This window comes from Citrobacter amalonaticus (genome assembly GCF_018323885.1).
In the GTDB taxonomy this organism is placed as follows: domain Bacteria; phylum Pseudomonadota; class Gammaproteobacteria; order Enterobacterales; family Enterobacteriaceae; genus Citrobacter_A; species Citrobacter_A amalonaticus.
In genome coordinates this window covers 3,063,901-3,077,616 of the sequence record NZ_AP024585.1, presented here as the reverse complement: position 1 = coordinate 3,077,616, position 13,716 = coordinate 3,063,901, and the positions used below count along the sequence as shown (strand labels likewise).

The following is a 13,716-nucleotide window of genomic DNA, read 5'->3' as shown; positions in this document are numbered from 1 at the left end:
TTGTGACCACCCGGCAGCACTCGTCCTTTGCCATTGTTTTTATTCTCGGTCTGCTGGCGATGTTAATGCCGCTGTCGATCGATATGTACCTTCCGGCGCTACCGGTGATCTCCGAGCAGTTTGGCGTGCCGGCGGGCAGCGCACAGATGACGCTTAGCACCTATATTCTGGGCTTCGCAGTCGGGCAGTTATTGTATGGGCCGATGGCGGATAGCCTTGGGCGAAAACCGGTGATCCTCGGTGGCACGCTGGTGTTCGCTGCCGCCGCCGTAGCCTGTGCGCTGGCGCAGACCATCGATCAGCTGATTGTGATGCGATTCTTCCACGGTCTGGCTGCAGCCGCTGCCAGCGTGGTGATCAATGCGCTGATGCGCGATATGTATCCTAAAGAAGAGTTCTCCCGCATGATGTCGTTCGTCATGCTGGTGACCACGATTGCACCGCTGATGGCACCAATCATCGGCGGCTGGGTGCTGGTGTGGTTGAGCTGGCACTCTATCTTCTGGATCCTGGCGATCGCCGCGGTTCTGGCCTCTGTCATGATCGCAACGCTCATTAAAGAGACGTTACCGGTTGAAAAGCGCCAGCCGTTCCATATCCGCACGACAATAGGTAACTTTGCCTCGCTGTTTCGCCATAAGCGGGTGCTGAGCTATATGCTGGCAAGCGGCTTTAGCTTTGCCGGGATGTTCTCTTTTCTCAGCGCCGGGCCGTTCGTGTATATCGAAATCAACCACGTATCGCCGCAGGATTTTGGCTACTACTTCGCGCTAAACATCGTCTTTTTATTCATTATGACGATTTTTAACAGTCGCTTCGTACGCCGGATCGGTGCGCTGAACATGTTCCGTACCGGATTGTGGATCCAACTGGCGATGGCGGTGTGGATGGTGCTGAGTGCGCTGTTTGGCATCGGTTTCTGGGCGCTGGTGCTGGGGGTGGCAGTCTTTGTCGGTTGCGTGTCGATGATCTCTTCCAATGCGATGGCGGTGATCCTCGATGAGTTCCCACACATGGCGGGAACGGCCTCATCGCTGGCGGGCACTTTCCGCTTTGGCATTGGCGCGCTTGTTGGCGCGTTACTCTCTCTGGCAACGTTTAACTCAGCCTGGCCGATGATTTGGTCTATTGCCTTCTGTGCAAGCTGTTCAATTTTGTTCTATCTCTATGCGAGCCGCCCGAAAAAACGGTGATCAAATACACAATATGGAAGCCGTTCGGCTTCCTTTGTTGATGTATGTCAACGACAATCCTATCATTCCCCCGATATATGTTTATTTTATGTAAAATCAATTTATGTAAAAAGTCACATCATTGTAGTTAAAAAGGTTGAGTTAGATCGCAGAAACGGGTACATATAGCCCGCGCTCCTGTCCCGACTGGAAATCTCTATTTTAATAAAGGCCATACCCAACATACTGGCCACGCGGGAGAAGGATTGCCACGTTATGCATCCGTTTAAGGACGGATTGTCAATGATGTGTTAATATAGATGTAAATAAATTGTGAAGTGATTGTGCTTCCGGGGAAAGAAAGTGACAACATTACAGCTCTCAATCGTTCATCGCTTACCACAGAACTATCGTTGGTCAGCGGGTTTCGCAGGTTCGAAAGTTGAACCGATTCCGCAAAATGGCCAAAGCGTCGAAAACAGTCTGGTGGCGCTTAAACTGCTGAGTCCGGATGGCGATAGCGCCTGGCCGGTGATGCATAAACTCAGTCAGGCGCTCAGTGATATCGAAGTGCCATGTTCCGTACTGGAATGTGAAGGCGAACCGTGTCTGTTTGTGAATCGCCAGGACGAATTTGCCGCGACCTGTCGTCTGAAAAACTTTGGCGTGGCCATTGCCGAACCGTTTTCTAACAACAATCCATTTTGAGCGTCAGCTTAGCGTGAGAAGTTGACGCGTATACGCCTGTTGCGGTGCGCTAAAGACGCGCTCGCATTGCCCCTGCTCAATAACCTCTCCCTGTTTCAGCACAATCACCTGATGGCATAGCGCACGTACCACGTGCAGATCGTGACTTATGAAGATATAGGCCAGGCGATGCTTTTGCTGTAGCGATTTCAACAGCGCGAGAATTTGCGCCTGCACGGTCCGGTCGAGAGATGATGTCGGTTCATCAAGAACAATCAATGACGGCTTCAGGATCAGCGCTCTGGCTATCGCAATCCGCTGGCGCTGACCGCCGGAAAACTCCGCCGGATAGCGGTGGCGCGTGTCGGCATCCAGTCCCACTTCCGCCATCACCGCCATGACCTGCTGCTCGCGCTGTTCGGCTGAGAGCGATGGTTGATGAACGCGCAGTCCCTCTTCAATGATTTGTAACACGCTCAGACGCGGATTCAGCGAGGAGTTGGGATCCTGGAAGACCACCTGAATACGATGACGTACGGGCAACAACTGTCGGCGGTTAAGATGTTGTAACTGTTGGCCGTCAAATTCTATGCTGCCCTGAGAGGTGATAAGCCGCAGGAGCGCCAGCCCGGTGGTACTTTTCCCTGACCCTGACTCACCAACCAGCCCCAGCGTTTCACCCGGTTGCAGACTGAAACTGATGCCTTTCACCACCTCATTGTTTGCCACCACGCGCTTGAGAATCCCTTTGCGAATGGGGAAGGCGACGCGCAAATCCTCGACCTTTAGCAGAGGTGAATGTCCGGCTGGTAGCGGTACGGGGTCGCCTGTCGGCTCGCTGTTGAGCAATTTCTGCGTATAGGGATGCGTGGGCGCGTGGAGAAGGGGAGCGGCCCGGTTTTGCTCAACGCATTGCCCGTTTTGCATCACCGCTATGCTGTCGGCGAGCTTCCTGACAATACTGAGATTATGGGTGATAAACAGCATCCCCATGTTCAGCTCGCGCTGGAGTTCGCGCAACAGTTGCAGGATCTGCGCCTGTACCGAGACATCCAGCGCGGTAGTCGGCTCGTCGGCGATGAGTAATTCGGGTCGCGTTAACAGCGCCATCGCAATCATCACCCTCTGACGCTCGCCGCCGGAAAGCTGGTGCGGATAATCGCCCAGCCGGGTTGCAGCCTGCCGAATACCGACCCGATCGAGGCAGCTTATTATCTCTGCGCGTGCCGCCTCCCGGCGCATACCGCGGTGCAGGGAAAGGACTTCATAGAGCTGTTTTTCGAGGTTATGGAGCGGGTTCAGCGACACCATCGGCTCCTGAAAAATCATGGCGATCTTGTTGCCGCGCACGCCGCGTAGCGTCTGCTCGCTGGCGTGGAGTAATGACTCGCCGTGAAAACGGATATCGCCGCTAAGATATACGGCGGGCGGCGTGGGCAACAGGCGCAGAATCGACAGTGCGGTAACACTCTTGCCGGAACCGGATTCACCGACCAGCGCCAGCGTTTCGCCGGCCTCCACGCGCAACGACACCGCGTTAACTACCGTACGAACCGTTTCCTGCTTACGAAATCCCAGCGTCAGATTGTCTATATCGAGCAAAGGTTGCGTCATGTTACACCGCCTTGTTGGGATCGAATGCGTCACGGACGGCCTCGCCAATAAAGATCAGCAGCGAGAGGAGAATGGCGACCGACAAAAACGCAGTAATACCCAGCCACGGCGCCTGCAGGTTGTTTTTGCCTTGCAGGAGTAACTCACCGAGCGAAGGAGAACCTAACGGTAAACCAAAGCCAAGAAAATCGAGCGACGTCAGAGTGGTGATGGAACTGCATAAAATGAACGGTAAGAAGGTCAGGGTGGCAACCATCGCGTTGGGAAGCATGTGACGAAAAATGATACTGCGGTCGCTGACGCCGAGCGCCTGGGCGGCCCGGATATAGTCGAAGTTTCGCGTGCGTAAGAACTCCGCACGCACCACGCCGACCAGACTCATCCAGCCAAACAGCACCGTAATCGCCAGCAGCCACCAGAAGTTAGGCTGCACGACGCTGGAGAGCAAAATAATCAGGAACAGCGTCGGCATACCCGACCAGACCTCGATAAACCGTTGGCCCCATAAATCCACTTTGCCACCGTAGTAGCCCTGTAGCGCCCCGGCCAGTACACCCATGACGCTTGAACACAAGGTCAGCATCAGGCCGAAAAGAATGGAGATCCGCGTGCCGTAAAGCACTCGCGCCAGTACGTCGCCGCCGTTGGCATCGGTACCCAGCCAGTTCTGCGCCGAAGGGGGCGAGGGGAAGGGTTTGTCAGTCGCAAAGTTGATGCTGTTCGCCCCAAAGCGCACCGGAGCCCAGAGGACCCACCCGCGGCTTTCCAGTTGTTGCTTCAGCCACGGGTCCTGGTAATCCGCCCTTGTTGCCAGCGGCCCGCCAAAATCGCTCTCACTGTAGTTCTTGACCAGCGGGAAATACCAGCTTCCGTCGTAGCGCACTAACAGCGGTTTATCGTTAGCAATCAATTCAGAACACAGACTCAGACCAAACAGGACGAGAAAAATCCACAGCGACCAGAAGCCACGACGATGATGGCGAAAACGCGCCCAGCGGGCCTGATTGACGGGGCTTAAATGGGCCATTAACGTCCCTCAAAATCAATGCGCGGATCGACCAGCGTATAGCTGATATCACTGAGAATATTCAGCAGCAGGCCGATCAAGGTGAAGATGTACAGCGTGCCAAACATCACCGGGTAGTCGCGTGACACCGTTGCCTCATAACCCAACAGGCCCAGACCGTTGAGGGAAAACATCACTTCGATCAGCAGCGAACCGGTAAAAAACATGCTGATGAAGGTGGCCGGAAAACCGGCGATCACCAGCAGCATGGCGTTACGAAAAACGTGCTTCCGCAGGATATTCCCTTCACTGACCCCTTTGGCGCGGGCAGTGACGACATACTGCTTGCGCACTTCATCAAGAAAGGAATTTTTGGTCAGCATCGTTAATGCAGCAAACCCGCCAATGACTGTCGCCAGGACGGGTAAGGTGATGTGCCACAGATAGTCGGTTACCTTTTGATACCACGGCAGCGTGTCAAAATTCGCCGAGACCAGACCACGCAGCGGGAAGAGGTCGTAATAGCTGCCGCCGGCAAAGAAGACAATCAACAGTATTGCGAACAGAAACGCCGGGATAGCGTAGCCGATGATAATAAACGCGCTACTCCAGACGTCAAACCGGCTGCCGTTATGCACGGCCTTGCGGATCCCCAACGGAATCGACACCAGATAGATGATGAGCGTACTCCACAACCCCAGGGTGATCGACACCGGCAGACTCTCTTTGATGAGCGTCAGTACCGAGGCGCTACGAAACAGGCTGTCGCCGAAATCGAAGCGGATATAGTTCCACAGCATGGTGAAATAGCGCTCGTGCAGTGGCTTATCGAAACCGTAGCGTTGGGTGATTTCGGCAATCACTTCCGGATCAAGGCCGCGTCCCCCGCGATAGTTGCTGTCGCTGATATTTCCCACCCCGGTTCGGGCATGGCTGGCGCGAACACCTTCGCTCCCGGCACCGGGCAGCGCGCTCGTTTGACCAAATTCGATGGCGGCAATCGCCTGATCGACCGGGCCGCCGGGGGCAATTTGCACGATAAAAAAGTTGATGGTGATGATTGCCCAGAGCGTCGGGATAACCAGCAACAAACGACGAATCAGGTACGCGCCCATTTATTCACCCTGCCGTCTGGCGGCAGGTAACTTCGCTGCCCGGTTTACGTCATACCACCAGTTATCCAGGCCAATAGTATAAATTGGACGAATGCCTGGACGGGAAAATTTATCCCACCAGGCCAGTCGATCTTCCGCCATGTACCACATCGGCAACATGTAGTAATTCCAGGTCAGCACGCGGTCCAGCGCACGTCCAAGCGGCAGCAGTTTGTTTTTATCACCCTGTGCGGCGATGATTTGGGCGATCAGTTTGTCGACCACCGGACTTTTCACACCTGGAGAATTATAACTTGAGTCGATATACTCGGACGCCCAGGAGATTTGCAGATCGGAACTGGGCCACGGCATCGCCCGCCACAGGGTCGGCATCATGTCGTAGTCCCGGCTGCGCAGGCGATTGGTGAGCTGTGAGTTATCCACCTGACGAATAGTCATCGTAATCCCCAGACGCTGGAGATTATGCTGGAAGGGCAAGACCCACTGGCTGTTACTGGCGGCGGAAATGAGCAGTTCAAAATTCAGCGGTTTGCCAGTGACCATGTTAATCCGTTGCTGACCTTTCAGTTCCCAGCCCGCGTCTTTCAGTAATTTATCCGCTTTTAATAGGTTTTCCCGATCGTAACCGTCACCTTTGGATACGGGAGGCTGATAAATCTGGCTGAAGACTTCCGGCGGCAGATCCTTTTTCATCGGCGCAAGCAGGACCAGTTCAGCCGCATCGGGGTAGTTTCTGGCCGCATACTCGGTGTTCTGGAAATAGCTGTTTGCCCGGCTCCAGGCGTTGTAGAACAGCGCTTTATTCATCCATTCAAAATCAAACGCCAGCGTAACGGCTTCACGGACGCGTCGATCATTGAAAACGGGGCGCTGAATGTTGAACGCCAGCCAGCGCGTATCCTGCGCTGATTCATTTTTCTGCTCATCTTTGATGATGTACTGATTATCAAAGTTTTTGCCAACATAGCGCGTCGCCCAGTTTTTGGCATCGCTCTCCAGGCGCAAATCAAACGCGCCGGCCTTAAAGGCCTCAAAGGCTACGTTGTCGTCGAGATAATAGTCATAACGAATGACATCGAAGTTCCAACGGCCACGATTGACCGGCAGATTGGCCGCCCAGTAATCCTTCACGCGCGTATAGACAATATATTGCCCCATCTTCCACTGACTAATGCGATAAGGACCACCACCCAGCGGCGGTCTGGACAACGGGTCGCTGAGCTTATGATCTTTCCAGTACGCTTGTGGCATTACGGGTAATGAGAACAGACTGAGCATATCCTCTTTACCCGGCTTCGCGAGCTCCATGCGTACGGTGAGTGGGGCAATGGCTTTAACCGTTGTGCCTTTGTAGACCAGACGAAACTGTGGCACGCCTTCATTCATAAATTTGTTGAAAGTGAAGGCGACATCTTTGGCCATGACGGGCGAGCCATCATGAAAACGAGCGCGGGGGTTGATCGTGATTTCCACCCACGAATAATCCTCTGCATAGCGTGCGCTCTCGGCGATCAGCGGATAATAGCTGCCGGGCTCGTCATCAGAGGTGGTAAACAGGGTGTCGTAAAGCTGTTCGGTCCGGGCGCCGGGGTTTCCTCGCAGGGCGTAGCGGTTGAAGTTGTCGAAGGTGCCGAGCGCGGAAAGGGTAATCTGACCGCCTTTGGGGGCGGCGGGATTGGCGTAATCAAAATGATCAAAGTTGAACGCGTATTTAGGCTCTCCCAGTACCGCGAAGGCATAACTCTCTTTGATCGCCTGCGCCTGGACACTCGCGCTTATCAACATGACAAACAGCAGCAATATGCGAACGATTATCTGCAAAGGGATTCCTTGTCTTGCTTACCTGCCCGCGCAGGTCACTCTGATGCCTGAATAATAGGGCAGGTGGCGTCTGTTGTGAATCCACGCGTTGGGACTTTACCATTTCAGCGCGTGTGGCTGTGAAACCCAATCAACAAATTCGTCGAGCGGCAGCGGGCGGCTAATCCAGTAGCCCTGCAGGAAGCGAACCCCGCGTTCATGCAGCCATTTTGCCTGCTCAGGCGTTTCCACCCCTTCAGCTACCGTCATCATATCGAGGCGTTTAGCGAGCGTCAGCACTGCATCCAGCACCGGCGAAGTGACGGTTTCTGTTCCAATGGCGTTAATAAAACCGCGATCGATTTTCAGATAATCCAGGGTGTAGCGTTCCAGATAAATCAGCGCACTGTGGCCGGTACCGAAGTCGTCTATCGCAATTTCGAAGCCCGCGGTGTGCAGCCACTCAAATAACTGTGACGCTTCATGTTGCTTGAGCATGTCGCGTTCAGTAATTTCCAGCACGATCTGGAAGTGGTTGGGCGGCATCGCGGCGACTAACTGCCGAACGTCATCTTTAAAACTGCTGCTGTGCAGGTGATCAGGCGCAATATTGATACCGTACTTCGCGCCGACCGGGAGGACTTTTTGCAGCGTAGGGGCGTCCCGCGCCACCAGCTTAAACAGATGCTGGGTCAGCGGCACTATCATGTGCTGGGCCTCAGCGTAATGAATAAACGCATCAGGTGGGATTTCTCCTGCCGTTGGGTGTCTCCAGCGCAGCAACACTTCCAGCCCGGTGACCTTCAGCGACTGCGTATCCACGACGGGCTGATAGACGACGTAGAACTGATCGCGTTTGATCCCGGTGAGGATCTCTTTTCCGGGCCGCAAGCGAATGCTCATGACGTAGTAGCAGAGTAAACCCGCAATGATCCCACCCATCCCGCCGAGAAGCAGGGCATACCATAAGTCGGGCCAGGTCCAGTTGGTTGCGTATAGCCTGATCGTCACCGGAACACCGGCAATTTTTGCTTCGCGCTCCGGTGAACCGTCGAGTTCATCAACGGTGAGCAGATGGTCTGAAAAGGTCGACAACACGGTGTTGCCGACGATGATGGCAATCCCGTCAAAGTCTTCCTGGCGGGCGGTATAGAGCAAATACGGCGTAAGGTTGATATTCAGGGAGGTGAAAACGCCGCTATTCATCATCAGGGGATTACGATACCAAATCACCATCGCGGGTTTATTGGGCATCATCGGCGTTCCTGGGATAATCGCCATATCGATATCTTTACCAATATCGAGGCTGGGGACCAGTTCAGTCAGCAGCGTATCCATGCCTCCGGTTGCCGATGAGCAAAATGCTTTCTTATCCTTGACCAGCAAAAAGGCACGAACGTTCAGGCTAAAGGCGGCACGGGAAGTGAGTTCTGCGCTGACTTGTTTACAGGTCTTTAAAGTCAACGGTTGAAGAATGTCGGTAGTACTTTTGAGATCGGCAAAATAGCTAACCAGGTAATGCTGAATGTCAGAAACCAGCGTGTCGTATTTAACTTCCCGCTTATGCCACGCCATCACGAATTGTAAGCTACTGATAACAATAGCAACGACAACCCCGGTAATCAGGCAGGTAAGCACGATTTTTCGACCAGTCGTTAAGGCGTGAGTGAACATGATGCCTGGCTTTATCCTGAGATTGCGATGATGATAAATGTGATGGAATAACAAGACTATAGCCTGGATTGCTTCGGCGAGTCATGCTTTTCCACAGGGAGAAAAAGGGAATCAAAAAAAAGCACCGCCGAAGCGATGCTTTTCGTCTGTCTCGTCAGGGTCGCCAAGGGATAGCAACCAAACGATTAACTGCGGCTCAGAACCCGACGCGCTTCGTTATAGCGCTTCTTCCAGTATGGCTCGTTCATGCTGGAGATGATGACACCGCTGCTGGTAGAGGCATGAACAAACTGGTTGTTGCCAATGTAAATACCAACATGACGGCCCGTCGAACCTGCGCGGAACAGAACCAGATCGCCAGTACGCAGATTAGTGCGCGAAACGGATTTACCGGTTTCCTGTTGCTCGTAGGTGGAGCGTGGGAGTTCTAAACCAAACTGTTCACGGAATGTACGCTGTACAAAGCTGGAACAATCAATACCTTTTTTGGAGTTGCCGCCGAGACGATAGCGCACGCCTTTCCAGTCAGCGTACTGATCCATAATCCGCGATTTAACATCGAGGTTACGTACCATACTCTCAAATTCATCCTGAGAAGCTTGCAGTGAGGAAGCTTCTTGATTCACACCAAGCGTCTCAGAATGCGTGTTCTTTGCGGTGTTTGTGGTAGTGCTACATGCAGAAAGCAGTACCGCGACTGCTATCGCGGGGATCCCGCGCAAGATATATCTCAAGATCGGTTGAGATTTGACCATTTTGTTTGTTTTCCCTTGAAGTCCTTAACGATAAATATCGTTATAAAAAATGCCAAACGTGACGAGACTAATTACCTGCGCACAATGAGACAATTCTTTAAGCGCAAAACTGTGGCAGAACGCACAAATTTATTCGCGAAGAGAATAATAACCCAGCGAGGCAAAACGAGTTCGAGGTTACCCGATCGTTTCAGGCTTGGCGAGTGATTTTATCTGAATTTTAATAAGAAAATGTGATACAGAAAGTGAATAAACGGGATTGGTCAATTTAAACGCAAAATGACGGAAAAACAGGCAACTCATTCATTCTCAAAGGTAATGTCATGACAAAATAATGACGATGAGATGAATAATTTATCTTAACACATCATCAGGGCGTAAGAATAAACCCTGATGATGTTAATAATTGTGGGTTATTTGTTTAAGATTTGTGTGTTTTTGCCGGGAAGATAATTGTCGAAAAGCGCGATAAGGCGATCGCTTAACGGGGTCAGGAGACACCAGGGCAGGCCAATTAGAACCACGGTTAATGATCCTACGGCGATATCGGTGAACCAGTGGGCGCCGATCATGACACGCGGGAAAGCAAAAACCACAACAATAATAAGGCCGATAAATCCTGCGGCTTTTCCGAAATAGCGCAACATAAATGCGGCGAAAATAAGCAGCATCATCCCGTGATCGCCAGGGAAACTGTCTTTGGAGGCATCCTTCGTCGAAATATGCAGCAATTCGCTGACGCGATAAATATTAGCAAAACTGAGCGTAGGACTGGCGCGTTTTACAGGCAGCAGCGCCTGACCTGCCTGGTTCAGAACCACGGCGGTAAGCAGCATCACCAGACCGATGATGACAATACGGCGGCGGCCTGCAGGCGTCTCTTTCAGCCAGAAATTCAGCATCAGACAACCCATCGCCAGCAGGGAACAGGCGTCAAACGCCCGATTATTGGTGATGGCGACCAGCCACAGGAAGGCCGGGCTCTCTACCAGTTTCTGGTTAAAGAAGTGGAAAATGCCGGCGTCAACCGGGAACCAGAATCCATGATTCACGGGCATATACCAGCTCATGAATAACGCCAGACCGGCAACATTCAGCAGAAGTATCAGTGGTAACCGGATTTTCATATTTAACATGTTCGCTGTTCAATAAATCGCAGGCAACCTTACGCGTGTTCAGCTAAACGAAGCTTCAACAATGCGCTCTGCAACGTATTCCAGTCTGCCTCGGTGCTGGATATCAGTTCAATACGACTGTCCGGCGGCGCGACATTCTGCGTTTCAATGTGCAGATCTTCGCCCTGGCGATTAATGCGCACGAGGCCTTCCGGAATACGCATGACTCCCTTCACCCGGCCAACCGGCGCCAGTCGTGCCCATTCCAGCAGTCCGATGGTGTCAAAGACCGTATCGGCATCAAAAATCCAGCCGCAGGCCTGATGCCCCTGACCGCTGTTCAGGCTACGACGCCAGCGTTGTTGAGTTGGCAGGCTCAGCGCCGCCAATCCTCGCGGTTCTGGATGGCTGTGCGAATGCGCGGCGCTGGTGGGCAATTCAGCCAGATTCAGACGCGGTAAATCGAGCAACTGTCTGTCAATCTGACCATGCGTGACCTGCACTAACTGACGGTTGCCGCCAAACTGTTGCCACCAGGTTTGCAGCGCACGTTCACTTTCCGCAGTCGCACGATCGGTTTTATTCGCCACAATGATATCTGCTGCCGCTAACTGATCGCGGAAGTTCTCATTGGTAACGCTTTTTTCATCCAGCAATCCGCGAGGATCAAGAATGCACAACGTGGCGCGCAGGTCGATCCAGGGTTCATACACCGGTGCGGTGAGGAGGGAGAGGATCTGTTTCGGATGCCCCAGTCCAGTTGGTTCGATCAGCAGGCGGTCTGGTTTTCCCTGACGCAGCAGGGTATTCAGTCCAACCTGCATGGGCAGGCCGTTCACGCAGCACATACAGCCGCCGGGGATCTCTTTGAGCAACGCGCCGCTATCAGCAAGCAGAGCGCCGTCAATGCCGACCTCACCGAACTCATTGACCAGTACCGCCCATTTTTCGGTGGGGTCTTTGTGCGCTAACAGATGGAGGATAGAAGTGGTTTTTCCGCTGCCGAGGAAACCGGTGATGAGGTTAGTTTTGGTCACGCCTGCTCCAGAATAATGTACCGTAACGGTTTCCATTAATCCTGGCGAAAAAAAGTGAAAAAGAGAAGGGCGGGGCGAACGAAGACGGCCTCCGTTCGCCTTAATGGCAGAAATTGTTAATTTTTTAACGTATCAATCACCGCCTGATGTGCACCGTGTTGCGCGATACGCTGCCAGGCCGTTTCAATCGCCTGGACAAAAACCGGATTGTGCGGGAGGTCGTTGCTGAAAATTTCCGATAAAGAGAGCAGTGCCGACACGCGCTGATCCTCAGTACTGGCCGCGACCCTTGCGCGGATTTTATCATTCAGCGGGTCGCGAACGTCGATGGTCGTGCCGGCATCATCGACGCCGCTGACATAGCGCATCCACCCCGCCACGCCCAGCGCTAAGAGTGGCCATGCGCTTTCGCGTGCCAGATGGAGACGAATGCCCGCCAGCATCCGCTGCGGCAGTTTCTGACTGCCGTCCATCGCGATTTGCCAGGTTTTATGCTTCAGCGCCGGATTCGCAAAGCGTTCAATCAGGCTTTGCGCGTAACCGGTCAAATCCACGTCAGTAATAGTGAGCGTCGGCGCCTGTTCGTCCATCATCAGTCGGTACGCGGCTTCGCGGAATGCGCTGTCCTGCATGCACTCATTAATATGCTGAAATCCGGAAAGATAACCGAGATACGCGAGAAACGAGTGGCTGCCATTAAGCATCCGTAATTTCATCTCTTCCCAGGGACGCACATCGCTGACCATCTGCACGCCAGCCGCTTCCCATGCGGGACGACCGGCGACAAAGTGGTCTTCAACCACCCATTGAATGAACGGTTCACAGCTGATGGCGCAAGGATCGGTCACGCCCAGTTCGCGAGTGATCTCCGCCAGCGACTCTTCCGTCGCGGCCGGAACAATGCGGTCAACCATCGTGGCAGGGAAGCTGACGTGCTCGCGGATCCAGTCCGCCAGCGCGGGGGATCGTTTTTCCGCCATCCCCAGCACGGCGTTCTTCACGACGTGCCCGTTATCAGGAATGTTATCGCAGGAGAGTACAGAAAAAGCTGCCAGGCCGCGTGCCTGCCGACGTGACAGTGCTTCCACCAGAATACCCGGTGCTGAATGGGGTTCATCAGGCGATTGCAGGTCGTGAACAATGCGCGGATTTGTCAGGTCCAGCGCGCCAGTAGCCGGATCGATGCAATACCCTTTTTCGGTGATGGTCAGTGAGACAATCGCCACCTGAGGTTCGCAGAATTTTTCGATTATAGCGGCGAGCGAATCGAGTTTCGCATTCAGACATTCGTTGACGGCACCGACAATAATCGCCTGATTGCCGTCTGCGCCTTTTTCCAGCACGGTGTATAAATGATCCTGCTCGCGGAGTTGACGCATCAGAGTGTCGCCGCTGAACAGGCTGATTTCACAAATTCCCCAATCTCCGCCCTGGGCGTTCAGCACCCGATCGGTCAGTAATGCCTGATGCGCACGATGAAAGGCACCAAAACCGAAATGCACCATGCGGGTTTTCAGTTGCTGGCGGTCATAGCGTGGCGTTTGTACGCCATCCGGCAATATTGCTGAGGCAATTGTAGTCATTTATTACACACCTGATTAACCATAAATTAACAACACCAGTGTAAAGTTATATGACAACAAATTAAATTGGTAAGCCTGATTTATCCGGGTAATGTGAGCTGGATCAATCAATCACGCCCCTTTTATTGATCACCTCGTAGAAGCCTGTATGGTAGTCG

At 53.2% G+C, this 13,716-nt stretch carries 11 protein-coding genes; 2 read left to right on the top strand and 9 right to left on the bottom strand.

Features of this window, described 5'->3' with window-relative positions; all coding sequences use genetic code 11:
- Positions 1–2 precede the first annotated feature (2 nt).
- Both KI228_RS14645 and KI228_RS14640 read left to right on the top strand, forming a co-directional pair.
- Positions 3–1,193, top strand: a complete 1,191-nt coding sequence (locus KI228_RS14645; protein ID WP_043000098.1) for a Bcr/CflA family multidrug efflux MFS transporter — start codon at positions 3–5, stop codon at positions 1,191–1,193.
- A 342-nt stretch (positions 1,194–1,535) separates the two neighbouring features.
- Positions 1,536–1,880, top strand: a complete 345-nt coding sequence (locus tag KI228_RS14640) for a YejG family protein (protein ID WP_043000099.1) — start codon at positions 1,536–1,538, stop codon at positions 1,878–1,880.
- A 3-nt stretch (positions 1,881–1,883) separates the two neighbouring features.
- Here the strand turns inward: KI228_RS14640 and yejF are convergent, their stop codons facing one another.
- The 9 genes from yejF to KI228_RS14595 form a co-directional block, all read right to left on the bottom strand.
- On the bottom strand, positions 1,884–3,473 hold the full coding sequence (gene yejF, locus KI228_RS14635; RefSeq protein WP_061069854.1) for a microcin C ABC transporter ATP-binding protein YejF: 1,590 nt from the start codon (positions 3,471–3,473) through the stop codon (positions 1,884–1,886).
- A gap of 1 nt (position 3,474) precedes the next feature.
- Positions 3,475–4,500, bottom strand: coding sequence for an ABC transporter permease (locus KI228_RS14630; protein ID WP_043000101.1), 1,026 nt, complete (start codon positions 4,498–4,500; stop codon positions 3,475–3,477).
- The gene (locus KI228_RS14625; protein ID WP_044258612.1) at positions 4,500–5,594 is read right to left on the bottom strand and encodes a microcin C ABC transporter permease YejB; all 1,095 of its coding nucleotides are present in this window, start codon (positions 5,592–5,594) and stop codon (positions 4,500–4,502) included. The genes KI228_RS14630 and KI228_RS14625 overlap by 1 nt, the downstream gene beginning before the upstream one ends.
- Complete coding sequence (locus KI228_RS14620; protein WP_061070664.1) at positions 5,595–7,409, bottom strand: extracellular solute-binding protein; 1,815 nt, start codon at positions 7,407–7,409, stop codon at positions 5,595–5,597.
- Positions 7,410–7,511: 102 nt separating this feature from the next.
- Positions 7,512–9,068, bottom strand: a complete 1,557-nt coding sequence (locus KI228_RS14615) for a cyclic di-GMP phosphodiesterase (RefSeq protein ID WP_061069855.1) — start codon at positions 9,066–9,068, stop codon at positions 7,512–7,514.
- A gap of 185 nt (positions 9,069–9,253) precedes the next feature.
- Positions 9,254–9,823 (bottom strand): bifunctional murein DD-endopeptidase/murein LD-carboxypeptidase, encoded by a 570-nt coding sequence (mepS, locus tag KI228_RS14610; RefSeq protein WP_043000104.1) that lies wholly within the window; start codon positions 9,821–9,823, stop codon positions 9,254–9,256.
- 413 nt (positions 9,824–10,236) lie between these two features.
- The gene (locus tag KI228_RS14605) at positions 10,237–10,959 is read right to left on the bottom strand and encodes a phosphatase PAP2 family protein (RefSeq protein WP_080721930.1); all 723 of its coding nucleotides are present in this window, start codon (positions 10,957–10,959) and stop codon (positions 10,237–10,239) included.
- A gap of 29 nt (positions 10,960–10,988) precedes the next feature.
- A complete protein-coding gene (locus KI228_RS14600; protein WP_044268673.1) occupies positions 10,989–11,975 on the bottom strand; it encodes a CobW family GTP-binding protein in 987 nt (328 codons plus the stop codon).
- A 116-nt stretch (positions 11,976–12,091) separates the two neighbouring features.
- Positions 12,092–13,558, bottom strand: a complete 1,467-nt coding sequence (locus KI228_RS14595; RefSeq protein ID WP_044268667.1) for a mannitol dehydrogenase family protein — start codon at positions 13,556–13,558, stop codon at positions 12,092–12,094.
- Between the last annotated feature and the right edge of the window lie 158 nt (positions 13,559–13,716).